Source organism: Acrocarpospora catenulata (genome assembly GCF_018476525.1).
Taxonomy (GTDB): Bacteria; Actinomycetota; Actinomycetes; order Streptosporangiales; family Streptosporangiaceae; genus Acrocarpospora; species Acrocarpospora catenulata.
Map to the genome: position 1 here is coordinate 50,347 of NZ_JAHCST010000038.1, position 25,375 is coordinate 75,721.

Genomic DNA, 25,375 nt, shown 5'->3' on the forward strand with positions numbered 1-25,375 from the left:
GAGGACACGAGTGGCGGCACTTGACCCGAAGGCGATGCGGCAGGCCAACGCGGAAACCGTGCTGGGCACCCTCTACGAGCACTCGGTCGTCTCGCTGGCCCAGCTCACCGCCCGTACCGGACTGTCCAGGCGGACCGTCGAACTCATCCTCACCGACCTCGACGACCGGGACTGGATCCAGACCCACCCGCCCGACCCGCAGGCCAACGGCCGGGGCCGCCCCGCCCGGCTCTTCTCGTTCCGCGACGACGCCGGCATGGTTCTCGGCGTGGACATCGCGCACGGCCACTGCGCCGCCGCCGTCGCCGACCTGCGTGGCGTCGAACTCGCCCGGCGGGTGCTCCCCGTCCGCGGCGAACCCGGCCGGGCCGAACGCCTGGACCTGGCCCGGGAGGCCATCGCGCAGGCTCTCGGGGCGGTCGGCCTCAGCCCCGGCCAGATCGGCGCGGTCGGTGTGGCCACCCCCGGCAACGTGGACGACCGGGGCATGGTGGCCGTCCGCCTGTCCATGCGCGACTGGATGGGCGTCCGGCTCGGCGCGGAGTTCGCCGCCGACTTCAGCTGTCCCATCCACGTCGAGAACGACGCCAAGCTGGCCGCGCTGGCCGAACTCCGCGAAGGCGCCACCCCCGGCGCCGACCACATGCTCTGGCTGATGCTCGAGGGCCGCCACAACGGCCTCGGCATCGTCGTCAACGGCACCCCCTTCCGCGGTGTCGACGGCGCGGCCGGAGAGATCTTCTGGGCCAAGGCACTCGGCCTGGACGACCTCAGGACCTCCCCGCTGATCGGCCTCGGCCGCCTTCAGCCGGAATCCCGGCGCGCCGAGGCCGCCGCCCTGCTGGCCCGCGCCCACACCGGCGACCCCGCCGCCCTCGCCGAGGTGCACCGCTTCGCCGCCATCCTCGCCCGCGCCCTGTCCACGCTCAGCTGGACGCTGGCCCCCCGTCACATCGTCCTGGGAGGTTCCCTCACCTGGGCCTTCGGCGACCTGCTCACCACCACCGTCAAATCCCTGCTGACCGACGCGCCTCCGTTCGTCACCGTCCATCGCTCCGCCCTCGGCGACTCGGCCGTCCTCCGCGGCACCATCCGCACCGCCCTGGACCACTTCGACTGGACGACCACGACACCGGTCCGCTTAGCCCGGCAGGAAGGTGTCCGCGCCCATGCAGACGAAGCCGGCTGAGGCGGTGCGATGGTCGGCCTGGGTCTGGGCGAGGGCGGCGGCCGCCGAGAGGCCGGACAGGAGGAGGCGGTGCAGGGTGACCATCATGGCGGCGGTCGCCGCGTCGGGGACCGACACCACGGGAGCGATGATCGTCCGGGTGCCGAGGCTGAGGAAGGTGGCGCTCAGGCCGAGCAGTTCGTCGCCCGTGCGCACCACTGAGCGGCCGCTGTCGCAGGCGGCCAGCACGACCATGCGGGGCGCGTGACGCAGGCCCTCCAGGTCGTAGATGGTGAGCGGGCCGTCGGCCAGCCGGAGCGAGGAGAACAGCGGGTTGCTGCCGTGCAGGCGCCCGTGCGCCGCCAGGTGGGCCAGGCGGGCACCGTCCAGGGCGGAGAGCACCCGGGCGGCGGTGGCGCGGGGACCGGTCAGCGGGCGGTCGCCGAGCTGACCGGCCAGCGGGCCGAGCAGGATGGCGTCCAGCCTGCCGGTGGCGTCGGTGAGCATCGCCTCGGCCGCCGCCCGGCTGGCGGCGGGCGCGCGGCTGTTGAGGCGGCGCAGCGCGAACGGAATGCGATCGATCAGATCGCCGACCGGGGTCAGCGGCGCGAGCGGCGTCGTACGCAGGCGGCCGTCCACCAGCGTCACCGCGTGCAGGTGGTTCTCCACCTGGAAGTACTCGACCAGCGCCTGGCCGTCCAGCGCCTCGCGCAGGGCCGCGACCGGGACGGGCGCGGCGGGACGGGCGGCGGCCCCGGACGGGGGCAGGCGGCGGGAGAGGTCGCGCACCTGGCGTTCCAGGGCGATCTGCCGCTCGACCAGCGGCCCGCGCGCGGCGCCCGCCTTGTTGAGGCGGCTCATGGTGGTACGCAGCTCGGCGAGCGCCGCGGTCAGCGCGGGATCCTCCGGCGCCCGGGCCGGGCGGATCATCAGGTGGCTGGCCCGGCCCTGCTCGGCCCAGTGGAAGACCCGCTCGGGCCGCCCCCGCCGTACGGCCATGCGCAGGCCGAGCGCGGTCAGCTCGGCCCGGTACTGGAAGCCGTACCCGCGCAGGTCGGTGGCGGTCAGGGTGGCCCGGTGCTCGTCCAGGATCCGCAGGCCGGACCGTACGGCCGCGTACGCGCCGCGCGGGTTGCCCCGCTCGCCCCGGAGCAGCGCCTCGGCGTGCCAGCCCCGGCTGCGCAACAGGGCGGGCCCCCGCAGCCGGGCCGTGGCGGCGCCCTCCAGCTGGCGGCGGCCCCGGTCGCCGTGACCGCGCGCGAACGCCAGCCGGGCGGCCAGCAGCCGCGCCTCCACCTCCCCGTGCGGCCAGCCCGCCGCCGCGAGCCGGTCGGCGCTCCGTTCGAGCGCGCCCAGCAGGCCGCGGCCGTCCGGCTCCTGGAAGGTCCGCGACCGTAACACCGCGAACTTCGCCAGAGCCGACCATTCGGGGCGGCGCTGGCGGGCCAGTTCCGCCACCGCCCTACGGCCCTCCGCGAGCGCGCGCTCGTGGTCGCCCTGAAGGGTGGCGGTGCGGGCCAGCAGGAGCCGTACCTCGGAAAGGCCGATCATCCGGTCCCGGCGGCGCAGCTCCTCGACGGACTGCTCGGCGGCGGCCCTGGCCTCGGTGACCAGGCCCGCCGAGAGCAGCAACTCCGCGCGGTCGTGCAGCAGCCACCCCAGCTGGTGCGTGCCCAGCGCGCGGAAGCGCTCCTCGGCGGCGTCGAAGTGGCCGAGCGCGGTGGGCACGTCCCCGCGCTGGGCGCTCACCCAGCCGAGGTTGAGCCGGACGACGGCCAGCGACAGGTCCAGGCCGAGCGCCTCGCAGAGCGCCTGCGCCTCCCGCAGGTCGGCCTCGGCGGCGGCGAACCGGTGCTGGTAGCCGTACACGATGGCGCGGTTGGACAGCACGCGCTGCAGCCAGACGTGGTCGCCCGCGCGGCGCAGCGCGGGGATGACGACCCGGTAGACGGCCAGCGCGTCCTCCCGGCGCCCCAGGTGGTTGTAGACGGCGGCGCGCTGGGCCTCGCCCCGCGCCCTGGCGGCGCCGTGCAGGTCGGGCAGGGCGGCCTCGATCTCGCGCAGCGCGACCTGGGAGCGCCCGCGCAGGCTGAGCACGAAGGCCAGCCGGATGCGCGCCTCGGCGGCCAGCGCGGGGGAGTGGGCCCGGCGGGCCAGCGCCATCGCGGCGCGCTGGTGGGCGGCGGCGGTGCGCAGGTCGTCGAGGTGGTGGGCGGCCACGCCCAGGGCGCGCTCCACGACCGAGAGCAGAGCCAGATCCCCCCGCTCCCGGGCGGCGGCGCTCACCTCGGCCGCGGTCCCGGTCAGGCGGGCGGGGTCGTCCTCCGCGAGGCGTAACAGCTCATCGCCGAGATCGAGGGCCGTCGTCTCCACTTCCCGAAGTGTGCCCGAGGATCTTGGGGCTGTGATGTATCAGGCGGGCGACATCCCGCTCTGTTCCGGGTGACGCACATCTTCTTCCGGACTGGAGAGCCCGATGACCATCGCCCAGCTTCCTGTCACCACCGACCGAGAGACCTACCACGCCGACCAGCTCGTCGTCGAGCGCGCCCACCGCGACCTGGTCGTCAAACTGATCGTCGAATGGGGCGGCGAGACGGCCGTCGCCATCGTGGACGACAGCCCGGCCCTCGGTCTGTCGCTGCTGTCCGTGCCCGGCCTGACCGCCGCCGAGAACACCCTGCGGCGCGTCGAGGGCCTGGCCGAGGCCGCCACCAAGGAACGGCGCGGCTCGTACGCGACCGACATCGAGCCGCTCGACCTGCTGCTGTACGCGCTCCGCGAGCACGCCCGTACCGCCTACGACGGCTGGCAGCCGACAATAGGCAAGCACCGGCTGGTCGAGGGGGTGGAGGCTCGGCCGTACACGGGCGGGGCCGACGGCAGACCCGAGGCGCTGAGCGCCCCCCTCATGTTGCCCGAGCGGCCGGAGCCGTCCGGGCCACCCATCAGGGTCGCGCTCCTGGACACCCGGGTCGCGCCCCTGGCCGCGCTCGACGGCCGGTATCTGGCGTCCGGGCAGGCCGTGCTGCCGCGCACGCCGACGGGTGCCCTGCCACCGATGGCGGGACACGCCACGTTCATCCTTGGGCTCATCCTCCAGCGGGTGCCCGGCGCCGACGTGCTGGTCCGGCCGGTGCTGGACGACACCGGGTTCGGCACCAGCTCCTGGGCCGTGGCCAAGGCCATGGCGGAGTTGCTCGACGCCCGGATCGACGTGGTCAACCTGTCCTTCGGCTGTTTCACCGTCGACCGCGAGGCGCCGCTGGTGCTGGCCCGCGCCGTGCAACGGCTCGCCGCCCGCGCCGTGCTCGTCGCCGCCGTCGGGAACCACGGCGCGGAGGATGCCGGTAGCCCCGCCAAGGTCACCCCGACGACGCCGATGTGGCCCGCCGCCTGCGACGAGGTCGTCGCCGTCGGAGCCTTCGGGACGGGCGGGGCGAAGCAGGCGGCGAGATTCTCCCCGCAGGTGCCGTGGACCGACCTGATGGCGCCCGGCGAGCACGTCCAGAGCCTCTTCCTGGACGGGTACGTCAACCTGCCCGCCACCAAGGAGCACGCGGCCAAGACCGCGCTGTTCACCGGCGGTGCGACGTGGAGCGGCAGCTCCTTCGCCACGGCCGCCGTGACCGGCGCCGTCGCGGGCCTGGCCGCCGAGCGGGGCATCGACGCCCACGCGGCCATGGAGGTCCTACTCCGGCGAGGTGTCGACCCGGTCCGCGGCAGCGGCTATGAAGACATCGAGCCATTCGACCCAGTCAATTGACTCACCACCTTGGGAGAGCCCATGGCAGAAGACTCGACCGTCGCCGACCTGGTGGTAAGGGCCAGGAAGGGCGACCAGGACGCATGGGATCAACTCCTTGACCGGTACAACCCGTTCATCCTGGCGATCTGCCGCCGTTACCGGCTGAGCCGCGAGGACATGAACGACGTGGCCCAGACCGTGTGGTTGCGCGCGGTCCAGAAACTGGGGTCCCTGCAGACCCCCGGCGCCTTTCCCGGCTGGCTGGCGACGGTCACCCAGCGGGAGTGCCTGCACACCGCGCAGGCGGCCCGCAGGCGGGACGGGGGCGAGTACTTTGTGGACTTCGACAGGAGTCCGGACGAACAGGCGGCGATGGTGGGGCGGGAACTGGAGCTGGCCGAGCTGCGTGCCGCGCTCCGGGCGGCGTTCGCGCAGCTCCCACCGCGGTGCCGGGAGCTGCTGCTCCTGCTCATGCGGGACGAGCCGATGGCGTACGTGGAGATCGCCGAACGGTTGCGCATGTCCGTCGGTGGGATCGGCCCGACCCGGGGTAGGTGCCTGGAGCGGCTCCGGCAGAGCCCGTACCTGATGGGTTTTCTCGGCCCTGAGGCCGATGATGTGGGGAGCGGCGGCGATGGATGACCAGAAGCCGGGATGGGACGATGACGAGCTGATGGCGGAGCTGGCCCTGGCTCTGCGCGCGCCCGGTGAGGTGCCCCTGGAGTTCGCCGAGGCCGGGCAGCTGGCTTTCACCTGGCTCAGCATCGACGATGAGCTGGCCGAGCTCACCTACGACTCCGCGTACGACGGCGACCGGGCCGGCACCCTCACCCGGGACGAGTCCGCCCCGCTGCGCGCGCTCACCTACTCCTCGCCCGAGCTGACCTTCGAACTGGAGATCACCGACGAGGCCGTGCACGGGCAGATCGTGCCCTGCCAGGTGCTCGACATCCAGGTGCTCACCCTGTCCGGCGAGGAACTGGTCGTCACCACCGACCAGGTCGGCTGCTTCACCCTCCGCCCGATCCCGCGCACCCCCTTCTACCTGCGCTGCCACACCGCCGTCGGCATCGACGTGGTGACCAACTGGATCGCCATCTAGGACTACCAGCTCGCCGACAGACACCGGCTGACGGAAGGTTTGTGCGCGGGCCAAGACGGGACGGTACGGCTCCCCTCCCATGTCGCCGGCATCGCGCTCGCTGAAACGGATTACATTTTGGTGACCTGTCCGCCGTCAATAACAAAATCGGCGCCGGTTGAGTAGCTGGAATCATCCGATGCGAGGAAGAGCACGAGGTTCGAGGATTCTTTGGGCTGCCCCATCCTCCGCAGCGGCCAAGTTTCGTGATGCTGGCGTCGCTGGTGATTCCGCGCACAACTGAGAGGGCAACCGGCCAGGTGGACTTCCTCGGCGCTGCCTTGCTGGGCGGATCGATGGTCGCCTTACTGGCGGGGGTGAGCCTCGGCCCCGAACGGGGATGGTCCTCAGGTCTCGTTTTGCTGCTGCTGATCACTGGAGCGGTTGGATCCGTGCTGTGGATCATCTCCGCATTGCGCCTGAGAGAGCCCTTGATCGATCTACGCGTGCTGTCAAATCGATCCATTATCGCGACGATTGCCGGCTATTCGCTCGGGATGGCAGTCGGCCCGATCTTTCTCGCCATCTTGAGTACAGTGTCATTCATCTCTGATGACGCGGGGCTTGGGTACGGGCTGGGCATCGGTGCCACGGGGTATGCGTGGATATTCCTGTGCTACACGGTTGGTTATGCGAGCGGCGGAGTGATCGGGGGCCTGGCTGCTCGACGGGTTGATGGGCGATTGATCATGGTCGCGGGCATGGGCCTCATGATCGTCGCGCTCCTTGTCGTGCTCGTCGCCATGGACAGCGAGGTCGCCTTGGCGATGTCCGGTCTGATCTTTGGCAGCGGTGGCGGCCTCTACGTGAGCACCGTGTGGAACCTCGTGAACCAGTTCGCTGTTCCTGAACGTCTCAGCTCTACCGCCAGTTTCACCCAGGCGACGAACTCGCTGGCCAGCGCGGCCTTCCCGATCCTGGCGGTTGCGCTGGCCACGGCTGCGTTCCCATACACGGCCGAAGGCGGCCAGCCTCTGGAGGCGATCCGCACGCTGCTGGTGGTCGGGATCTGCATGCTCGTGGTCACGGCGGTCGTCTCGCTGAGCATCCGACGAAACGTCAGTCGCCGCCGAACGCTTACGGGGAATGCGGTGTGGGAGCACATCGACTCCGGGGTCCGCGGTCACTCACGTCGCCATTCAGCACCTTGACGTGAGTGACGGCGGCGCACGCACCTGGCCGTACCGCAGCAACTCGCTTCCAGGTTCGTCGTCGACTGACCGCAGACGACATGGATCACGATGGACACGACCGGCCCGACGGGAGCCGAGACACGCAAAAGGACCGGCAGCGTCATGCCGTGGAGTGCGGCATCAACCGGCTCAAACGCCATCGCGCGGTGGCCACCAGGTACGACAAGCTCGCCGTCCGCTACGAAGCCATCCTCCAGATCGCCATCATCAACGATTGGCTGGCCTGTCTTTGAGACAGGCCCTGGCCGTCCGCCGCCGGAACATCGACGCCGAACTCGAATGGGTGACTTCCGAGCGCTGATTTCCGCGTCTGATACATCTGGCCGTCACTTTTTTGTTAGGAAAAACCCTGGGTCTGGGGACTAGGGGACTTCCGGATGTTCTCCCCGAGGCGGCGAAAGCCCGCGTTTCCTACCGTTTTAAGTAAGCAAAACGGAGGAAATCATGACATTTGTAGCCGGGAGTTTTCAGAATCCCTTCGGGCTGGGGCCGGCCCTGCTGGCCGGGACGATCCGGGCCGAGCTGACCGACACCGCGGGCGGGCCGCCGCCGGCCATCTTCGAGGCCAACGCGCCCTTCCAGGTCAACTTCGAGTGGGAGCTCAACGGCGCCCTCGCTCCGCTGATCGGCGGCAGCTGGCAGCTGCGCGTGCTGGTCGACGAGATCGGCGGGCCCTTCGAGGCGCCCTTCCCCACCCCGCCGCTGGCGGTGCCGCTCACCGGGGTCACCGCGTACGCCGCGAGCATCGTGATCGGGGGACTGCCGGGGGCGGTCGGCGGCCGGAGTTACGCGATCATCGCGTCGCTCACGTACCTCAACGTCGCCGGTACGCCGAGCCCGATGGGCGGTTTCGTCCCTCTCGGAGTGGTCGCCGTCGTCGGTTGATCCCTTCCGGGGACGGTCGCGGTTTTCGGGAGGCGACGAACACAAGGGGGCCGTCGCCTCCCGAAATCCGGTGCTCTATCGAAGCTGTATCAAATGGCCCGGAACCACCTCTTCTCCAATGTGAACATCGAAGCGGAGGTATTCGCCGGGCGAGGCACGGAATTGGCCGCTCTCGCGGCCGAACTCGACCGGGTACGCGACGGACACCCCGGAATCGTGCTGATCGAGGGCCCGGCGGGCATCGGCAAGACCGCGCTGACCCGTCGGGCGCTCGCCCAGGCCAAGGAATTCACGGTGCTGTGGGCCAGCGGCGACGAGATGGAGATCACGCTGCCGTACGGGATGATCGCCCAGCTGACCGACGGGCTCAGCCCAGGGACGTCGTCCGGCGGACTTGGGCTTGGGGGATTCGGCCCAGAAGGCGGGCCCAGGGGATTCGGCCCAGGGGGCGGGCCCGGGGGATTCGGCCCAGGGGGCGGGCAGGCTGATGGGTTCGTTCCGGGCGGTGAGCCGATCGCGGTGGGGGCGGCGCTGGTCGCCCTGCTCGGCGAGTTGGCGGAGGCGGCGCCGCTGGCGATCGTCCTCGACGACGTGCAGTGGGCGGACGGTGAGTCCCTTCAGGCGCTCACCTACGCGCTGCGCCGGATGCGCGCCGGACGGGTGCTGACCGTGGCGATCACCCGGCGGCTGAGCGCCACCCGCGTGCCCGCCGGAATGGCCCGCCTGCTCAGCCGGGGGCCCTCGCTCCGGCTGGCCCTGGCCGGGCTGACCCTACCGGAGCTCCGGCTGATGACCGGACTCGGTCCGACCGCCGCTGCCCGCCTGCACCACCACGCCGGCGGCAACCCTCTCTACGTGGCCGAGACGCTCCGGCAGGCACCTCGTCTCGACGATCCGGCCGCCGACCTTCCCGCTCCTCCGGCTTACGCCCGAGGCGTGCGGGCCAAGCTCGCCACGTGCGGTCCGCCTGCCCATGCCCTGGCGCGGGCCGCGGCCGTCCTGGGCGAATCCTGCTCGGTCCGGCATGCCGTGACACTGGCCGATTCGGTACGGCACGCCGAGACGGGGGCCGACCCGACGGCCCGGGAGACGACCCCGGAGTCGGCCGAGGCGCTCGCCGTGCTGAAGGAAGTCGTGGCAACCGGTGTGCTGCGGTATGCGCGGAACACGGGCGAGCTTCGGGTGGAATTTCCGCATCCCCTCGTACGTGCCGCCGTTTACCAGGACATCGGCCCGGCCGAACGGACCGCCGCGCACCGGATCGCCGCCGATCTGGTCGGCGACGAAGCCGACCGGTTGCGGCATCGCCTGCGGGCCGCGTCCCGCCCGGATCCGGAAGTCGCCGCTGAAATCGCCGCGTTCGCCCGGCGGCAGGCGGCGGCGGGCCACTGGGAGAGCGCCGCCGCGCACTTCGCCGACGCGGGCGAGCTGGCGGCCGGGACACGTGAGCGGAGCCCCCTCACCGCCGCCACCGTGGACGCGCTTCTACGGGCCGGGCGGCTGGCGCGGGCGGCCGAGGTGGCGACGCGGGGGCCTCTCGACGCGGTCACCCGCCCCTACGTACTCGGGGCGATCGCGCACGCGAACGGCGACACGGGACGGGCGTTCACACTGATGAAGGACGCCTGGACACGGTGCGACCCCAGGCGCGACGGGGAACTCGCCGCCCGCATCGCCGGCCAGCTGGCCTTGCTGTCCCTGGTCCAGGGGGATCATGGCGTACTCGACCAGAAGGTGTGGCTGCTGGAGGTTGACCCCGACTCCTGGCAGCGGCTGCTGCTCCCCTTCCTGGAAGGACGCGCGGAGGACGCCCTGAAGGTAGCCGCCGCCCTTCCCGATCCGGCGTTGGCGTCCGCCGGTCAGCTCGGCTCGCTGGTGGTCCGGGGAGCCCTGCGGATCTGGTGTGACGAGCTGGAAGCGGGGCGCGGGGATCTGGCGGGAGTGGTTGCGGACGCGCATGGTCAGGACACCCGGCTGGCCGCCATGGTGCTGCTCGCGCTGGCCGAGTTCCGGCTCGGCGCGTGGGACACCGCGCTCGCCCTCGGCAAGGAGGTGATCGCCGCGGAGAGCGAGCGGGAGCAGTACTGGCTCACCCCGTACGCGCGGGCCGTGCTCGTGTTGCCACTGGCGGCGCGAGGGGAGTTCGCGCGGGCGCGGAGCCAGCTGGAGCTCGCCCGGCGGCGAGAGCTGAGCGTGCTCGCGGAGATGTGTCTCGCCTACGCCGAGGGCTGGTTGTGCGCGGTTCGCGGTGATTTCGAGGATGTGGTGCGGGTCCTTGAGCCACTTCGCCGGAAGGCCGGGCGCGAGATGCTGCCCTGGCGTGACCTGCTGGCCGACGCCTACAGCGCGCTCGGGCGGTTCGCCGCGGCGGAAGCCGTGCTCGGGCGGTTTTCCGAGGCGGAAGCTGGCGGAACGGGCGACTTCTTAGCCGCTGTCCGGGGCGCGCGTGCTCGGGCGACCCTGGATGCCGCGCGTGGGCGGCCGGCCGGGGCGGTGGGATTCTTCGAACGGGCGCTCGCCGGCCTCGGTCCGGCTCCTGTGCCGTTGGAGCAGGCGAGGGTCGAGATGGCGTACGGGGTGTTCCTGCGGCGGCTGGGACGGCGGGCCGCCGCGGCCGCGCACCTCACGACGGCCGGCGGGCTGCTGCGGCGGTTGGCGGCGCGACCCCTCCTCGACAGGTGTGAGCAGGAGCTGGCGGCCTGCGGGCCGGGGCAGGGTCACCCGGACGGGCTCACCTCGCAGGAGCGGCGGGTGACCCGCCTGGCCCTGACCGGGCTGAGCAACAAGCAGATCGCCAGGAGGCTGGACCTCAGCGTCAAGACGATCGAGTACCACCTCGGCCATGTCTACGCCAAGCTCGGCGTCTCCTCCCGCGCGGCGCTGGTCGCGAAGCTGGCGGGACCCGGGGGGATGACGGCGTAGGGGCAGGTATCGGTGCGGGATTCCTGCCCCTACGCCGTCGCCGTGCGTCCCGACGTCAGCTCTTCGGCCTGAGCCGGCGAGCGTTATCGGGCGCGCAGGTAGTAGGCGTAGGCCCAGCCGGTCCTGCCGTTGTCGGCGGTGACCTTCACCCACTTGGTGTGGGTGGTGGGCGAACCGTGGACGTGGGCGTTGCGCCAGTTCAGGGTGCCGACCACCCGGTGGTGCAGGCTCGGGCCCGACCGGACGCGGAGGTGGTGACCGTAGCGGACGTGCACCACGCGGTAGTGGACGACGGCCTTCTTGGCGGAGACGGTCAGCGTGCCGACCGCGGCCGCCTGGGTCTGGCTCTGGCAGGTGACGGTGACGGTGTACTTGCCGGGAAGGGTGTTCTTGCTGACCGTTCCGGTGCCCGAGGCCTGGTAGCCGTTGGTGGCCAGGGTCGCGGCGCCGGTGAGGGCAGGGGAGTTGGCGTAGGCGGGCCTGGTGCCGCAGGCGGTGGTGGTCATCTTGACTGACTGCCCGGCGTGGACCGTGGTCGGCGAGATGTTCACGGCCGCGTAGGCGACAGGGGAGAGCGGGACAGCGGCTTGCGCCGAGGTAGCCAGGCCGAGCATGGTGCCGGTGGCGGTGGCGGCCAGGATAGCCGGTCTGATGAGATCCATGATCGCTACTCCTTCTGGGGTTGCGGTGCCCCTTACTGCGTTAGCAGGTTGTGGTTACCCTGCTATTACTACGGATAGTAATCATGTGAACACTCATTGTGAATAGCTTGGGGCGCGCCGATACCCCCGGGGGGCCAGTCTTTACCTGCCAGCCGGGTCAGCCGGCCGCCGGCCGGTTCCACAGTTTGGTGACGGTGCCGGTGACCGGCCCGGCGGCCGCGGAGGGGCCGGAACCCATGCTGACCATGATCGGCTTCTTCGGGAACGCCGTCGCGCCGGACTTGATCTGGTAGTCGACCTCGGTGGTGAGCAGTCGCGGCCGGCCGGAGGCGAGGATGAGGGCGAGCGTCGTTCTGATCTGCAGATCCGCGAACGACGCCCCCAGGCAGCGCCGCTGGCCGACGCCGAACGGCAGGAACGCGTACGGCGAGGGCCGCGCATCGGTCCAGCGCGACGGCAGGAAGGCGCCGGGGTCGGGGAAGGCCACCGGATCGCGGTGTTCGAGCAGCGGCGCCGCGAAGGCCAGCGCGCCGGCCGGGATCGGCGGCGCCCCCTTGATCTCGACCTCCCGCGTCACCCGTCGCGGCAGCGAGAGCGGCACGGTCGGAATCAGCCGCTGCGACTCCCTGACCACGGCGTCCAACTGCTCCTGGTCGGAGACCTCCAGGCCAGGCGTCCCGAGGATGGTCAGCAGGGCCCACGTCATGGACATCGCGGTGGTCTCGAACCCGGCCACGAACAGGCCGTGCAGTTCTCCGGCGATCTCCGGCGTGGTCAGCGAGTCGCCGTTCTCGTCGATGGTGTGGCAGAGGATGGACAGCGCGTCCCGGCGGGGCTCCTCGGCGCGCTTGCGCTCGATGATCTCCGCCAGCCGGTCGTACACGCCGGCGACCTGCCGGGTCCACCTCCCGTACGGGGTCCAGGCGCGTTCCTGCTGGTACATGAAGACCATCGGGTTCAGCGTGGCCTGGAGGAGCCGGTGGACGGCGTGGGCCAGCCGGACGTTCTCCTCGTCCGGTTCCAGGCCGAGCAGGCAGATGAGCATGTTGGCGCGGGTGATGTCGAGGAACTCGGCCACCATGTCGAACGGCTCGCCGTCGGCCGCCGCGAACCTGGTCCGCTTGAAGGTGACGGCGAACACCTCGGCGTAGTGCTCCATCGCGCTCTTGTGCACGATCGGCATCAGCAGCTTGCGCGCACGGCGGTGCTGTTCCCCGTTGAAGGTGAGGACGGCGTCGAACATCCGCGACCAGGGCCGCCCTTCCGGGAGCGTGAAGAGGCCGTCGCTCAGCCGATGGAAGACGTCGTTGTCGGTGAAGTACCGCCGGACCGCCTCCTCGCCCCTGAGCAGGACCACCGATCCGTTCCCCCGGGTCAGCGGAACGACCGGCCCGGGATGCTCCGGTGCGATGCGATCCAGCACGTACCAGGCGGGGTGCCGGAGAAAACGGAGATTATTGAGGACAGGAATCCCACCGGGCCCTGCCGCGTCCACCCGCAGCGCGGTGTCGAACATTTTCGCCATGCTTCACGCATCCGTTCCCTCGTGGGGAGCGTATGCGCCCGGCAAACCGTCATCAAGGAGGTAAATGTTGCTTCCGGCTCACCTGGGACGGAAAAGCGGAGTGAGCCACGACGGGCTCACTCCGGGGAAGGAGAATCAGATCTCCAGCTTCGTCGCGGCCACGCACGTCTTGAGTGCGCACGAGGTCAAACCGCAGGTCAGCTGGCATGGCCGTAGGCCCGTTCCCTCTGCGGGAAAGAGCTCCAGCGCTCGAATGTCGATTTCCATGTCCTGCCTTCTTTCCGGGACGGAATTCTTGTGCTAGTCGTTACGGCTCATGCGGGTGTAACCGGGAATACAGGTGAACCCGCAGGTACCCCCTGGCCTGCACGGCTTGAGCCCGTCGATCTCGGCCGGCAGCAGTTCAAGCGAGTTGACGTCGACATTCATGGGGTTTCTCACTTCTGGTTCTGACGATGTTCCGCTCTGTAGGGCGTTCCATCGGGTTCCACGAAGTTCCACCCCGCCCATGGCCGCCGGGCACCGGTCGAGGAAGATCGGGGTGTCGATCGGAAGCGGGGATGCCATGAAGATCGTGATACCGGGTGGCACCGGACATCTGGGTGGGTTGCTCTCGGGTGCCCTGGGGAGTGCCGGGCATGAGGTGGTCGTGCTCAGTCGCCGTGCGGAGGCGCGGGTACCCGGCGCGCGTACGGTGCCGTGGGACGGCGGCGGGGGAGGGGCGTGGACGGCCGAGGTCGATGGTGCGGACGCGGTGGTCAATCTGGCGGGGCGCAGCGTGAACTGCCGGTACACCGAGGACAACCTCCGGCAGATGATGGACTCACGGGTGCGGTCCGCGACCGCCGTGGGTGCCGCCATCGCCGCGGCGGCCCGGCCGCCGAAGGTGTGGTTGCAGATGAGCACGGCCACGATCTACGCGCACAGCTTCGACCGTGCCAACGACGAGGAGACCGGGGTCATCGGGGGCGGTGAGCCCGGTGTGCCCGCGTACTGGGGGTTAAGCGTCGACATCGCGCGTCAGTGGGAGGACGCGCAGCGGGCGGTGGAGACCCCGGACACCCGCAAGGTCGCGCTGCGCACCGCCATGGTGATGGCGCCGGGGCGGGGCGGGCCGTTCGACACCTTGTGGCGGCTGGCCCGGTGGGGTCTGGGTGGGCCGGTCGCCGGTGGGCGGCAGTACATGTCGTGGATCCATGACCGCGATTTCGTCCGCGCCGTTGAGTTCCTGCTGGTTCGCGAGGACCTCTCGGGGGCGGTCAATCTGGCCGCGCCCCACCCGCTGCCGCTGCGCGCGTTCATGGCGGCGCTGCGTGAGGCGGCCGGGGTTCGGGTGGGCCTGCCCGCCACGCGCTGGATGGCGGAGCTCGGGGCCTTCGTGGCCCGCAGCGATACCGAGCTGCTCCTGAAGAGTCGCAGGGTCGTCCCGGGGCGGCTGCTCGGCGCGGGCTTCGGGTTCGAGCGGCCGGACTGGCCGGACGCCGCCCGGGACCTCGTGGCCCGAAGCCGGGCCGGGAGGGTCACATCGTCGATTCGCGGATGATCAGGCGGCAGGGCATGCGGTGCACGCCGGGGGTGGCCTTGCCGTCCATCGCGGCGAACAGGTGCTGGGCGGCGGTGCGGCCCAGGCGTTCCAGGTTCATGTCGATGGTGGTGAGGGGCGGGCGGGTCTCGGTGGAGAGGACCTCCCAGTTGTCGTAGCCGACCACGGCGATGTCGTCGGGGACGCGGTGGCCGCGCTCCCGGACGGCCTCGATGAAGCCGGCCGCGATCTGGTCGCTGCCGCACATCACGGCGTCGACCTTGGGGTCGTTCTTCAGCACCAGTTCGGCCGCCTGCCGCCCCCACCGCTGCGACCACGCCCCGAACAGCGGCTGCCCGCCGGACAGCTCCAGCCCGGCCTCGGCCAGCGCCGCGGCGGTCCCGGCCGCGCGCTCCCGCGCCGCCTGGTAGTGGGTCGGCCCGGTGACGTGGGCGATCCGCTGCCGCCCGAGCGTGATCAGGTGCTGGACGGCGGTGCGCGCCCCCGCCACGTCGTCGGGCACGAAGGACACGTCGTCCGGATCATCGGAGGGGCTGTAGGCGTAGACGACGGGCACCGCGACGTTCCGGCTGATGGACGGCCGGGGGTCGGTGCTCTCGCCCACCACGATCAGCCCGTCCACCCGGCGGGCCAGCAGTGTGCGCAGGTGGTGTTGTTCCCGGATGGCGTCGCCGCGCGCGTCGCAGAGCATGACCGCCATCTCGCCGGCCCCGAACGCGTCCTCGGCGCCGAGTAACACGGGGATGCCGAAACGGCCGACGCTGTCGCTGGTGAGCAGGCCGACCGTGCGGGTCTGCCCGGAGATGAGGCTGCGGGCCAGCGCGTTGGGCTGGAAGGCCAGTTCTTCGGCCGCCTTGAAGACCCGCTGCCTGGTCTCGTCCCTTACCTGGCCACGCCCGTTGAGTGCCTTGGAGGCCGTCGCGATGGACACCCCCGCGAGCGCAGCCACGTCGTTGATGGTGGCCGCTCGCTGCCGCTGAGAACTCATCGCCGAAAGCCTTTTCTGTTGGGATCGAATCGTTACCTGGGCTCTCCTCGGGGGGATTCCGCAGAACATAGCCCGTGACGGGCCCGAAGGGCAAGCAGACGAGGTCAGCGTGCCCATTGACACCAGCTCATGTTGCGTTTACGTTTCCGAAAACCTTTTCAGTGTGCTTCGGGGGATCCAGAGGAGAGAACCATGATGAATATGCCCCGACGCCTCGGCGCGCTGCTGTGCGCCGCGCTCGTCGTGACCGCCTGCGGGAGCGGTACCGAGAGTGAAACCCCGGCGGCACCGGGCCCCGTGACGATCAAGGTTTGGACTCGGGCCGCCACCGAGTCCCACACCAAGGCGCTGGCGGACGCCTACAACGCGAGCCACGACAACAAGGTCGAGGTGACTGCATACCCGAACGAAGAGTACCCCGCGAAGATCGCCACCGCGGCCGGCGCGAAGAACCTGCCCGACCTGTTCGCCTCCGACGTGGTGTTCGCCCCCAACTACGTCTCCCAGGGCCTCTGGCTGGACGTCACCGACAAGTTCGGGGCACTGCCCTTCAAGGACAAGGTGGCGCCCGCGCACATCACGGCGGCGACCGTGGACGGCAAGCTCTACGCGGTCCCGCACACGGTGGACATCTCCGTGCTCTTCATGAACAAGGGGCTCTACCAGAAGGCGGGCCTGGACCCGGCCAAGGCTCCGGCCTCGCTCAAGGAGCTGGCCGAGCAGGCCACCACCATCCGCGAGAAGGTCGGCGGCGACACCTACGGCACCTACTTCGGCGGCAACTGCGGCGGCTGCACCCTGTTCACCTTCTGGCCGTCGGTGTGGGCCGAGGGCGGCGAGGTGATGAACGCCGAGGGCACCCAGTCGACCGTGGACGGGCCGCAGATGGCGGGCGTCTTCGACGTCTACCGGAAGCTCTTCGAGGACGGCGTGGCCGCGCCCGGCTCCAAGGAGGAGAACGGCACCACCTGGCTGGGCGCCCTCCAGGCCGGGACCATCGGCGTGGCCCCTGGGCCGTCGGCGTGGCTCGGGCTGCTGGAGGAGAAGGGCATCGACGTCGGGGTGGCCCCCATCCCCGGTGTCAACGGCGGTGCCTCCACCTTCGTGGGCGGTGACGTGATCGGCGTCAGCGCCACCACCCAGCAGGCCGACGCGGCCTGGGACTTCCTCGCCTTCACCCTCTCGGACACGGTCCAGGCCGACCTCCAGGCCAAGAGCAAGTCCACGGTGGCCCGCACCGACCTGCCGGCCACCGACCCCCGGGTGCAGACGATGAACGACATCATGGCCAAGGGGCGCACGCCGTACGCGCTGAAGTTCAACGAGTCCTACAACGACTCGCAGAGCCCGTGGCTCAAGACCCTGCGCGACGCGCTGTTCGGCGCCGACCCGGCCGCCGGGCTGAAGTCGGGCGCCGCAGCGATCACCGCCTCCCTCAACCAGCAGTAGCGGACGTTTCCGGCGCCCCGGCAGGACCAATCGCCTGACCGGGGCGCCGGTTGGAGAACGCATGTCCAACACCCTCGGCGTCCGCCCCGCTCCGGCGCGGACGCTCATCCGGCCCCGACCTCGCCGCCGCTTACCCGGCCTGGTCGGGTTCGCCTATGCCGCGCCGGCGGCGGTCATCGTCGGCCTCTTCTTCCTTCTCCCGCTCGGCCTCGTGGTGTGGATGTCGCTGAACAAGTGGCCGCTGCTGGCGCCGCCCACGTTCAACGCGCCCGACAACTACCTCCAGATCGCCGAGAACGAGCTGGTGCTCGACGCGGTGGTGTTCACGCTGAAGTACACGGCCGTGGTCACCGTGCTGCTGTTCGCCGTGTCCTTCGGGCTGGCCCTGCTGGTGCAGGACCGGCGGCGCGGGGTCGGCTTCTTCCGCGGCGCGTTCTTCCTGCCCGCCGCGGTGGGCTGGGCGACCGCGACGCTGCTCTTCTTCGGCCTGCTCAGCGACCAGATCGGCCCGCTCAACGGCATCCTGGAGTGGCTCGGCCTGATCGACGCCCCGGTCTCCTGGACGGCAGGCGACCCGGACGTGGCGTTCGGTTCCACGGTCGTCCTGGTGATCTGGCGCTGGGCGGGCTTCAACATGCTGATCCTGCTCACCGGCCTCCAGTCGATCCCCACCGAGATCTACGAGGCGGCCCGGGCGGACGGCGCGTCCCGGACCTACATCTTCCGGCGGATCACGCTGCCGCTCATGCGGCCGACCATCGCACTGGTGCTCTGCCTGATGGTGACCGGTTCGATGCTCGGCTTCGAGCAGTTCTACATCCTCACCCGGGGCGGGCCCGGGAGCAGTACCACCTCGGTGGTGATGGTGATCGTCCGGGAGGCGTTCGTGCGGTTCAACCTGGGCTCGGCGGCCGCCATGTCGGTGCTGGTCCTGCTGGCGCTGGTGGCGCTGAACGCGCTCCAGCTGGCCTTCATCCGGCGGAGGTCCTAGTGAAGCGCCTGACCATGGCGGTGCTGGCCGTCCTGTTCGTCTACCCGATCGTGTGGAGCGGCTGGTCCTCGGTGCGCCTCGGCGACGCCTTCAGCCTGGACAGCTACCGCAAGCTGGCCAACTACGGCGAGGGGGTGGGCACCTACCTGACCAACACGGTGGTCCTGGTGGTGCTCACCGTCGCCGGGACGCTGGTGGTCGCCACCTTCGCCGGCTACGCCTTCGCCCGGTTCCGCTTCCCCGGCCGCGGGCTGCTGTTCGTGCTCATCCTGGCCATCCTGATGGTGCCGTACCCCACCATCCTCATCCCGCTGTACGTGCTGCTCGGCTGGCTCGGGCTGCAGGACTCGCTGATCGGGCTGGCGCTGGTGATGATCATGCTCCAGCTGCCGTTCGCGGTCTTCATGATGCGCAACGCGTTCGAGTCGGTGCCGCGCACGCTGGACGAGGCGGCCATGATCGACGGCTGCAACAGCTTCAGCGCGCTCACCAGGGTGCTGCTGCCCGCCGTACTCCCCGGACTGGTCACCGTGGGCCTGTTCGCCTTCCTGGCCTCGTGGAACGACTATGTGGCCCCGCTCATCCTGATCAGCTCCAACGACCGGTTCACGCTGCCGGTCGCGGTGGTCAACATGCGCCTGCACAACTTCGGCGCGGTGGACTACCCGACGATGCAGGCCGGCGTGGTGTTCATGGCCCTGCCGTGCCTGGTGATCTTCCTTGCCCTCCAGCGCTACTACGTCCGCGGATTCATGTCAGGAGCCCTGCGTGGTTAGTCCAGTCGTCCCCGCCTCCGGCGCGCTCACCCCCCTCGGCCTCGACTCGGTACGGCTGTTACCGGGTTTCTGGGGGGACAGGCGGGCGCTCGGCCAAGAAGTGATCATCGGCCACTGCCTGGAATGGATGGAGAAGCTGGGCTGGATCGGCAACTTCCGGGGCGGCCCCGCGCGCGGCCGGGAGTTCGCCGACTCGGAGGTCTACAAGCTGCTGGAGGCCATGGCCTGGGCGAGCGATCCGCGCTTCGACGACCTGGCCGTCACCGTGGTGGCCGCCCAGGAATCCGACGGCTACCTCAACACCCGCTGGGGCGGCGACCGCTACCGCGACCTCGAGTGGGGCCACGAGCTGTACTGCTACGGCCACCTGATCCAGGCGGGGGTGGCCCGCCTGCGCGCCTTCGGCGAGGACGAGTTCACCGAGGCCGTCCGCCGCGCCGCCGACCACGTCTGCGCCCGCTTCCTGGACTCCGACGAGGTCTGCGGCCACCCCGTCGTCGAGATGGCCCTGGTCGAGCTGTACCGGGCGACCGGCGCCGAGCGCTACCTGGAGATGGCCCGCCGCTTCGTCGAGCGGCGCGGCACCCCGGCCCTGGCCGAGGTCGAGTTCGGCCGCGCCTACTTCCAGGACGACATGCCGGTACGGCAGGCCACCGTCTTCCGCGGCCACGCCGTCCGCGCCATGTACCTGGCCTGCGGTGCCGTGGACGTGGCCGTGGAGACCGGCGACACCGAGCTGCTGCGGGCGATCGAGACCCAGTGGGAGCGCACGGTCGCCCGCCGTACCTACCTGACCGGGGGCATGGGCTCCCGGCACGACGGGGAGTCGTTCGGGGAGGACTTCGAGCTGCCGCCGGACCGGGCCTACTCCGAAACCTGCGCGGCGGTCGGCTCGGTCATGCTCAGCCACCGGCTGCTGCTGGCCACCGGCGACCGGCGGTACGCGGCGCAGGCCGAGCGCACCCTCTACAACGTGGTCGCCGCCTCGCCCGCGCTGGACGGGCGGTCCTACTTCTACACCAACCCCCTCCACGTCAGGGTGCCCGGGCAGCAGCCGGAAGGGGTCAGCCCCCGGGCCCAGGCGGGCCTGCGGGCGCCGTGGTTCGCGGTGTCCTGCTGCCCCAACAACGTGGCGCGGACCTTCGCGTCGCTGCCCGCCTACCTGGCCACCGGGACCGAGGACGGCATCCAGATCCACCACCCGACGCCCAGCGTGATCAGCCACGACGGGCTGACCCTGCGCGTGCAGACCAGGTACCCGTGGGAGGGGACCGTCACGGTGCGCGTGGAGAAGGCGCCGGAGACCATGCGGCGGATCACCCTGCCGGTGCTGTCGGCGGAGCGGGTGTGGCGGGTGGGGGACGTCGTCACCGTCGAGATGCCCGTCGAGCCGTCCTGGGTGCGGCCGGATCCGCGGGTGGACGCGGTACGGGGGTGCGTGGCGGTGACCCGGGGGCCGCTCGTGTACTGCGCGGAGGCTCCGGGGAACGAGCCCGCGCTGGAGCTGGTGCGGGTGACCACGGCGTCGGTGCCGCGGGAGCACTGGCAGGACGGGGCGGTCGAACTGGACGTCACGGCAACCGTCGGCATGCGGAAGGAGGTGAACCTGCGGCTGGTGCCGTACCACCGGTGGGGCAATCGCGGCCCCGCCACCATGCGCGTTTGGATACCTGAGGAGTGACCAAATGTCGAGGAAATCACGATTAGCCGCGGCCCTCGCCGCGCTGGGGCTCGTCCTACTGCCGGCGGCCCCAGCCGGCGCCGCGGCGCCCATCACCACCGCGATCTACACCGCCGACCCGGCCGCCCTGGTCGTCGGTGACACCCTCTACCTCTACACCGGCCACGACGAAGCCCCCGCCGGGGGCACCAACTTCGTCATGCGTGACTGGCACGTGTTCAGCTCCACCGACGCCGTCTCCTTCACCGATCAGGGCGCACGGCTGTCGATCTCCAACTTCTCCTGGGCCGGGGCCGACGCCTGGGCGGGAGAGGTCGAGCGCGGCGCCGACGGCCGCTACTACTGGTTCGTCCCCGTCAACGGCAACGGCGCCGGCTGGATGGACATCGGCGTCGCGGTCGGCAACAGCCCCCTCGGCCCGTTCACCGACGCCAAGGGCGGGCCGCTGATCAGCGACAGCACCCCCAACTCATCGCCGCTCAACATCGACCCCACCGTTTTCACCGACGACGACGGGCAGGTCTACATGTACTGGGGCTCCTACTACGGTCTGCGCGCGGTCAGGCTCAACGCGAACATGACCTCCACGGTGGGCTCGGTCGTCACCCCGACCGGTGTCACCAACTTCTGGGAGGCGCCGTGGATGTTCAAACGGAACGGCGTCTACTACCTGGCCTACGCGGCCAATGACTCCGGCTGCTCCGCCCCCGGATACGCCTGCATCCGGTACGCGACCGCGAGCAACCCGCTCGGGCCGTGGACCCACCGCGGGGTGGTGCTCGACCAGGTCAGCTCCACCACCAACCACCCGGCGATCATCGAGTTCAAGGGCCAGTGGTACATGGTTTACCACAACGCCGCGGCCCCGGGCGGGGGCAACTTCCGCCGCTCGGTGACCCTCGACAAGCTGTACTGGAACGCCGACGGCACGATGCAGAAGGTCGTGCAGACCTCCGGCCCCCCACCGACCGGCGGCGGCAACCTCGCCCTGTCGGCCACCCCGTCCACCTCCTACGTCTCGCCCTGGGAGACGCTGGGCGCGATCAAGGACGGATTCACCCCCGCCAACTCCGCCGACCACAGCCACGGCGCGTACGGCAACTGGAACCACCAGGGCACCGAGTGGATCGAGTACCAGTGGCCGACCGCGCAGACCGTGCGCCGGGTGGAGACGTACTGGTTCGACGACAACCTGGGCATCGACCTGCCCGCCTCCTGCCAGGTGCAGTACTGGAACGGCAGCGCGTACGTGGCGGTGCCGGGACAGTCGGCCTGCGGGGTCGCCGCCAACACCTTCAACGTCACCACCTTCACGGCGGTCAACACGACCAGGCTGCGGCTCAGCATCACCTCGCGGTCCGGGTACTCCACCGGCGTACTGGAATGGAGGGCGTTCTCATGAGACGTGCCCTCATGGCGCTGCTCCTGGTCGCGGGCATGCTCGTGGCCGGCCCCGCGGCGCAGGCGGCGCAGACCATCGGCTTCCCGACCTTCAGCGGGCCCGCCGTCCCGGCCGCGCCGGTCAACTCCTCGATGCAGGCCATCTACGACGCCGAGAGCTCCGGCACCGACTTCTGGATGGACCGGCTGCTGGCCCGGCCCGGCAACGACCCCGCCGGGACCTGGCTGATGACCCGCGGCCGTGCCCTGTTCATGAAGACCCACACGCCAGGCACGCTCGGCTTCGCCGGGCAGGTGGCGTACTGGGAGAGCATCAGCAACAACAACGCCTTCACCGTCGCCATCACGCCCGGCACCTTCACCGAGCAGGTGGCCTCGCGCTGGCAGGCGCCCAGCCACTGGAAGAGCGTGCACACCAGCGGGTCCATCCGGGTGGACCAGACCAAGTTCATCACCGAGAACAACGTCGCGGTGGCCAACCTGTCCATCACCAACAGCGGGACCTCGTCGGTCACGCTGCAGCTGCGGGCCACCTCGCCGTACGCCACCTCGGGCAGCGGTAACACGCTGACCGGGCAGGTCAACGCCTACAACAACCTGACCACTCTCCTCCCCCGCCTGACCGGGGACGGATTCAGCGTGGTCAGCGGCGGGCTGAACCGGTCGGTGACGATCGGGGCCGGGGCCACGGTGACGGCGAAGGTGGTGATGGGGTTCATCACCAACGAGATCCCCGAGTCGCTGACCGAGTACAACGCCTACGCCGGGTACTCCAACGCGACCGCCTTCGCCACCCACGTCCGGGCGTACAACCTGTGGTGGGCGCAGAACCTGCCCTACATCGACGTGCCGGAACCGGCCATCAAGAAGAACATCTACTACCGCTGGTGGTTGATGCGCTTCAACAACCTGGACGCCGACATACCCGGGCAGACCTTCCAGTTCCCGACCTCGGTCGAGGGGGCGCTCGGGTACAACAACGCCATCGCGCTCACCCAGCCGATGCACATCGACGACCTGAAGTACCTGCGCAACCCCATCTACGCGTACGGGGACTGGCTGAGCGTGGGGCAGATCTCCAAGAACGGGAGGTTCCTCGACAACCCGGGTGACCCGGAGAACTGGTCCAACAGCTACACCCAGTACATCGGGGAAGCGGCCTGGAAGAGCTACCAGATCCACGGCGGCCAGCCCGGCATCGCGGCCAACCTGGCACGGTACGCCGAGCAGGACGTGAAGGGGCAGCTCGCCTACTACGACACCGACAACAACAAGCTCATCGAGTACGACTGGGGCGCGCTGACCGGCAACGACGCCGACGCCGTGTCCTTCCACTGGAAGTCCGGCCGGATGGACCGCGCCGAGTCGGCCTACCAGTACAGCGGGGCGCTGGCCGCGGCCCAGGCGTACGAGGCCATCGGCAACACCGCCAAGGCCACCGAGATGCGCACCCTGGCCACCCAGATCCAGAACGCCATCGTCAACGTTCTCTGGAACCCCAACCGGCAGCTGTTCGAGCACCGGCTCAAGTCCACCAACGAGTGGGTGCCGTGGAAGGAGATCAACAACTACTACCCGTTCGCGGTCGGCGCGATCCCGAACACGGCGACCTACCGCCAGGCGCTCCGCCTGTACGACAACCCCGCCGAATACCCGATTTTCCCGTTCTACACGGCCAACCAGGTGGACAAGGCCGCAGCCGCGGCGGCCGGGAACCCCGGCTCCAACAACTTCTCCACCATCAACTCCACCGTGCAGTTCCGGCTGTACTCCTCGGTGCTGCGCAACTACCCCAACGCGTGGATGAGCGCGACCGACTACAAGAAACTCCTCTACTGGAACGCCTGGGCCCAGTACGTCAACGGCAACACCCAGTGGCCGGACGCCAACGAGTTCTGGGCCGACTGGAACGGCTCCTCGATCAACTACCGCTCCTGGATCCACCACAACATCCTGGGCAGCGCCAACTGGACGGTCATCGAGGACGTGGCCGGGCTCCGGCCGCGCAACGACGCCAAGGTGGAGCTCTCGCCGATCAACATCGGCTGGACCCACTTCATGGTCAACAACCTGCGCTACCGGAACGCGGACCTGACCATCGTCTGGGACGACCCGGCCGACGGGATCGTCCGCTACTCGGGCATCCCGCAGGGATACTCGATCTTCATCAACGGCACCAGGGTGGCCACCGTCTCCACCCTGGTGCCCTTCACCTGGGACCCGGCCACCGGTGCTGTCACCACCACCGGCACGGTCAGCTTCAACACGGCGTCCCCGGGGCTCCAGGCGCCGGCGCAGGTCCAGCACTCCAGCGCCCGCATGGTGGACATGCTGGCCAAGGCGGGCGTGGACCTCACCGCCGACCTGACCAACCTGGCCGCCGGGGCGACCGTCTCGGCCTCCTACAGCGGATCAGGGGCGGGCGTCGCCGGTGCGGTGGACGGGTTCCCGATCAACGAGCCGTTCTGGGGCGCTGGGGGCTCACCCAACGCCCAGGACTGGTACGAGGTCAACTTCGGCGCCCAGCGGACGTTCAACGAGGTACGCCTGTACTTCAAGGACAGCCGTCCCGCCAGTTCGACCTATCGGGCTCCGTCGGCGTACGACATCCAGTACTACAACGGGTCGGCCTGGGTGAGCGTGCCCAGCCAGACGAAGACCCCGTCGGCGCCCCGGGCCAACTACAACCTGGTGCAGTTCCCCGCGGTCACGGCCCAGCGCGTCCGGGTGCTGGCCACCAACGCCTCCGGGGCCAAGACAGGGCTGACCGAAATCAAGATCCACAACAGGGGCGGGGTCCAGCCGCCGCCGGTGACCAACCTGGCCCGGAACGCCACCCCCACGGCGTCCTACACCTCGTCCTGGGAGAGCGTGCTCGCGGTCAACGACGGCATCGACCCGCCCTCCTCCAACGACACCGTCAACCCCCGCTGGGGCTGCTGGCCGCAGACCGGGCAGCAGTGGGTTGACCTGACCTGGTCCTCCGCCCAGACCCTCAACCGGGCCGAGGTCTACTTCTTCGACGACGACCAGGGCATCGACATGCCGGCCTCCTGGAAACTCCAGTACTGGAACGGCAGCGCCTATGTCGACGTCCCCGGCGCCGGCTCCTACACCCTGACCAAGAACGCCTACAACACCGTCACCTTCACCGCGACCAGCACCACCCGCCTCCGCGTCCTGATGACCGGAAACGGCACTTACTCCGTCGGCCTGCTCGAAGTCAAGGCCTACGCTCCGTAACACTCGCCAGGCGAGCCCTGGGCTTCGGGAGTTCCACCCGAAGCCCAGGGCTCGCTCCG

General features: G+C 70.2%; 20 protein-coding genes. 15 read left to right on the forward strand and 5 right to left on the reverse strand.

Going from position 1 to position 25,375, the window contains the following annotated elements; all coding sequences use genetic code 11:
• The first annotated feature begins 10 nt into the window (after window positions 1–10).
• Window positions 11–1,189 (forward strand): ROK family protein, encoded by a 1,179-nt coding sequence (locus KIP79_RS30155; RefSeq protein ID WP_214108342.1) that lies wholly within the window; start codon window positions 11–13, stop codon window positions 1,187–1,189.
• Here KIP79_RS30155 and KIP79_RS49710 read toward each other — a convergent pair.
• On the reverse strand, window positions 1,142–3,541 hold the full coding sequence (locus tag KIP79_RS49710) for a CHAT domain-containing protein (protein WP_214108343.1): 2,400 nt from the start codon (window positions 3,539–3,541) through the stop codon (window positions 1,142–1,144). The genes KIP79_RS30155 and KIP79_RS49710 overlap by 48 nt on opposite strands.
• Window positions 3,542–3,644: 103 nt before the next feature.
• On the opposite strand from KIP79_RS49710, the gene KIP79_RS30165 reads away from it, so the two are divergent.
• The 3 genes from KIP79_RS30165 to KIP79_RS30175 are packed head-to-tail and all read left to right on the forward strand — an operon-like array spanning window position 3,645 to window position 6,018.
• Entirely contained in the window at window positions 3,645–4,934 is a 1,290-nt protein-coding gene (locus tag KIP79_RS30165) for a S8/S53 family peptidase (protein ID WP_214108344.1), read from the forward strand.
• A 21-nt stretch (window positions 4,935–4,955) separates the two neighbouring features.
• Window positions 4,956–5,558: an RNA polymerase sigma factor gene (locus tag KIP79_RS30170; protein ID WP_214108345.1), complete on the forward strand. Its 603-nt coding sequence runs from the start codon at window positions 4,956–4,958 to the stop codon at window positions 5,556–5,558.
• A complete protein-coding gene (locus tag KIP79_RS30175; RefSeq protein ID WP_214108346.1) occupies window positions 5,551–6,018 on the forward strand; it encodes a hypothetical protein in 468 nt (155 codons plus the stop codon). Before KIP79_RS30170 ends, KIP79_RS30175 begins: the two co-directional genes overlap by 8 nt.
• Window positions 6,019–6,128: 110 nt before the next feature.
• On the opposite strand, the gene KIP79_RS30180 is transcribed toward KIP79_RS30175, so the two are convergent.
• The gene (locus KIP79_RS30180) at window positions 6,129–6,242 is read right to left on the reverse strand and encodes an SDR family oxidoreductase (RefSeq protein ID WP_214108347.1); all 114 of its coding nucleotides are present in this window, start codon (window positions 6,240–6,242) and stop codon (window positions 6,129–6,131) included.
• Between the two features lie 24 nt (window positions 6,243–6,266).
• Between KIP79_RS30180 and KIP79_RS30185 the strand changes: the two genes are divergently transcribed.
• From KIP79_RS30185 to KIP79_RS30200, 4 genes are all read left to right on the forward strand, one after another.
• The gene (locus KIP79_RS30185) at window positions 6,267–7,208 is read left to right on the forward strand and encodes an MFS transporter (protein ID WP_214108348.1); all 942 of its coding nucleotides are present in this window, start codon (window positions 6,267–6,269) and stop codon (window positions 7,206–7,208) included.
• A 5-nt stretch (window positions 7,209–7,213) separates the two neighbouring features.
• Entirely contained in the window at window positions 7,214–7,483 is a 270-nt protein-coding gene (locus KIP79_RS30190; protein ID WP_214108349.1) for a transposase, read from the forward strand.
• Between the two features lie 211 nt (window positions 7,484–7,694).
• Window positions 7,695–8,135, forward strand: a complete 441-nt coding sequence (locus tag KIP79_RS30195; protein WP_214108350.1) for a hypothetical protein — start codon at window positions 7,695–7,697, stop codon at window positions 8,133–8,135.
• A gap of 93 nt (window positions 8,136–8,228) precedes the next feature.
• Window positions 8,229–11,057 carry a helix-turn-helix transcriptional regulator gene (locus KIP79_RS30200; RefSeq protein ID WP_214108351.1) on the forward strand — a complete coding sequence of 943 codons (2,829 nt, stop codon included), beginning with the start codon at window positions 8,229–8,231 and terminating at the stop codon, window positions 11,055–11,057.
• A gap of 83 nt (window positions 11,058–11,140) precedes the next feature.
• Here the strand turns inward: KIP79_RS30200 and KIP79_RS30205 are convergent, their stop codons facing one another.
• Together KIP79_RS30205 and KIP79_RS30210 are read right to left on the reverse strand one after the other, a co-directional pair.
• Entirely contained in the window at window positions 11,141–11,719 is a 579-nt protein-coding gene (locus tag KIP79_RS30205) for an SH3 domain-containing protein (protein ID WP_214108352.1), read from the reverse strand.
• 157 nt (window positions 11,720–11,876) lie between these two features.
• Entirely contained in the window at window positions 11,877–13,244 is a 1,368-nt protein-coding gene (locus KIP79_RS30210; protein ID WP_214108353.1) for a cytochrome P450, read from the reverse strand.
• 565 nt (window positions 13,245–13,809) lie between these two features.
• Here KIP79_RS30210 and KIP79_RS30215 point away from each other — a divergent pair.
• Window positions 13,810–14,787, forward strand: coding sequence for an epimerase (locus KIP79_RS30215; RefSeq protein ID WP_214108354.1), 978 nt, complete (start codon window positions 13,810–13,812; stop codon window positions 14,785–14,787).
• On the opposite strand, the gene KIP79_RS30220 is transcribed toward KIP79_RS30215, so the two are convergent.
• Window positions 14,765–15,775, reverse strand: a complete 1,011-nt coding sequence (locus KIP79_RS30220; protein WP_214108355.1) for a LacI family DNA-binding transcriptional regulator — start codon at window positions 15,773–15,775, stop codon at window positions 14,765–14,767. The genes KIP79_RS30215 and KIP79_RS30220 overlap by 23 nt on opposite strands.
• A gap of 192 nt (window positions 15,776–15,967) precedes the next feature.
• Between KIP79_RS30220 and KIP79_RS30225 the strand changes: the two genes are divergently transcribed.
• The 6 genes from KIP79_RS30225 to KIP79_RS30250 all read left to right on the forward strand — a co-directional run bounded on the left by KIP79_RS30225 (window position 15,968) and on the right by KIP79_RS30250 (window position 25,316).
• On the forward strand, window positions 15,968–17,224 hold the full coding sequence (locus KIP79_RS30225) for an ABC transporter substrate-binding protein (RefSeq protein ID WP_250214068.1): 1,257 nt from the start codon (window positions 15,968–15,970) through the stop codon (window positions 17,222–17,224).
• 61 nt (window positions 17,225–17,285) lie between these two features.
• On the forward strand, window positions 17,286–18,215 hold the full coding sequence (locus tag KIP79_RS30230) for a carbohydrate ABC transporter permease (protein ID WP_214108356.1): 930 nt from the start codon (window positions 17,286–17,288) through the stop codon (window positions 18,213–18,215).
• Complete coding sequence (locus tag KIP79_RS30235; RefSeq protein WP_308169964.1) at window positions 18,215–18,991, forward strand: carbohydrate ABC transporter permease; 777 nt, start codon at window positions 18,215–18,217, stop codon at window positions 18,989–18,991. Before KIP79_RS30230 ends, KIP79_RS30235 begins: the two co-directional genes overlap by 1 nt.
• Entirely contained in the window at window positions 18,984–20,672 is a 1,689-nt protein-coding gene (locus tag KIP79_RS30240; protein WP_214108357.1) for a glycoside hydrolase family 127 protein, read from the forward strand. The genes KIP79_RS30235 and KIP79_RS30240 overlap by 8 nt, the downstream gene beginning before the upstream one ends.
• A 4-nt stretch (window positions 20,673–20,676) precedes the next feature.
• The gene (locus KIP79_RS30245; protein WP_214108358.1) at window positions 20,677–22,074 is read left to right on the forward strand and encodes a glycoside hydrolase family 43 protein; all 1,398 of its coding nucleotides are present in this window, start codon (window positions 20,677–20,679) and stop codon (window positions 22,072–22,074) included.
• Window positions 22,071–25,316, forward strand: coding sequence for a discoidin domain-containing protein (locus KIP79_RS30250; RefSeq protein ID WP_214108359.1), 3,246 nt, complete (start codon window positions 22,071–22,073; stop codon window positions 25,314–25,316). The genes KIP79_RS30245 and KIP79_RS30250 overlap by 4 nt, the downstream gene beginning before the upstream one ends.
• Window positions 25,317–25,375: the final 59 nt, after the last annotated feature.

What these genes read in the sequence shown, in the direction of transcription:
- KIP79_RS30165 (WP_214108344.1), top strand. Translation starts at nt 3,645, where the DNA reads ATGACCATCGCCCAGCTTCCTGTCACCACCGACCGAGAGACCTACCAC.
- KIP79_RS30170 (WP_214108345.1), top strand. Translation starts at nt 4,956, where the DNA reads ATGGCAGAAGACTCGACCGTCGCCGACCTGGTGGTAAGGGCCAGGAAG.
- KIP79_RS30175 (WP_214108346.1), top strand. Translation starts at nt 5,551, where the DNA reads ATGGATGACCAGAAGCCGGGATGGGACGATGACGAGCTGATGGCGGAG.
- KIP79_RS30180 (WP_214108347.1), bottom strand. Translation starts at nt 6,242, where the DNA reads ATGGGGCAGCCCAAAGAATCCTCGAACCTCGTGCTCTTCCTCGCATCG.
- KIP79_RS30185 (WP_214108348.1), top strand. Translation starts at nt 6,267, where the DNA reads ATGCTGGCGTCGCTGGTGATTCCGCGCACAACTGAGAGGGCAACCGGC.
- KIP79_RS30195 (WP_214108350.1), top strand. Translation starts at nt 7,695, where the DNA reads ATGACATTTGTAGCCGGGAGTTTTCAGAATCCCTTCGGGCTGGGGCCG.
- KIP79_RS30200 (WP_214108351.1), top strand. Translation starts at nt 8,229, where the DNA reads ATGGCCCGGAACCACCTCTTCTCCAATGTGAACATCGAAGCGGAGGTA.
- KIP79_RS30205 (WP_214108352.1), bottom strand. Translation starts at nt 11,719, where the DNA reads ATGGATCTCATCAGACCGGCTATCCTGGCCGCCACCGCCACCGGCACC.
- KIP79_RS30210 (WP_214108353.1), bottom strand. Translation starts at nt 13,244, where the DNA reads ATGGCGAAAATGTTCGACACCGCGCTGCGGGTGGACGCGGCAGGGCCC.
- KIP79_RS30215 (WP_214108354.1), top strand. Translation starts at nt 13,810, where the DNA reads ATGAAGATCGTGATACCGGGTGGCACCGGACATCTGGGTGGGTTGCTC.
- KIP79_RS30220 (WP_214108355.1), bottom strand. Translation starts at nt 15,775, where the DNA reads ATGAGTTCTCAGCGGCAGCGAGCGGCCACCATCAACGACGTGGCTGCG.
- KIP79_RS30225 (WP_250214068.1), top strand. Translation starts at nt 15,968, where the DNA reads ATGATGAATATGCCCCGACGCCTCGGCGCGCTGCTGTGCGCCGCGCTC.
- KIP79_RS30230 (WP_214108356.1), top strand. Translation starts at nt 17,286, where the DNA reads ATGTCCAACACCCTCGGCGTCCGCCCCGCTCCGGCGCGGACGCTCATC.
- KIP79_RS30245 (WP_214108358.1), top strand. Translation starts at nt 20,677, where the DNA reads ATGTCGAGGAAATCACGATTAGCCGCGGCCCTCGCCGCGCTGGGGCTC.
- KIP79_RS30250 (WP_214108359.1), top strand. Translation starts at nt 22,071, where the DNA reads ATGAGACGTGCCCTCATGGCGCTGCTCCTGGTCGCGGGCATGCTCGTG.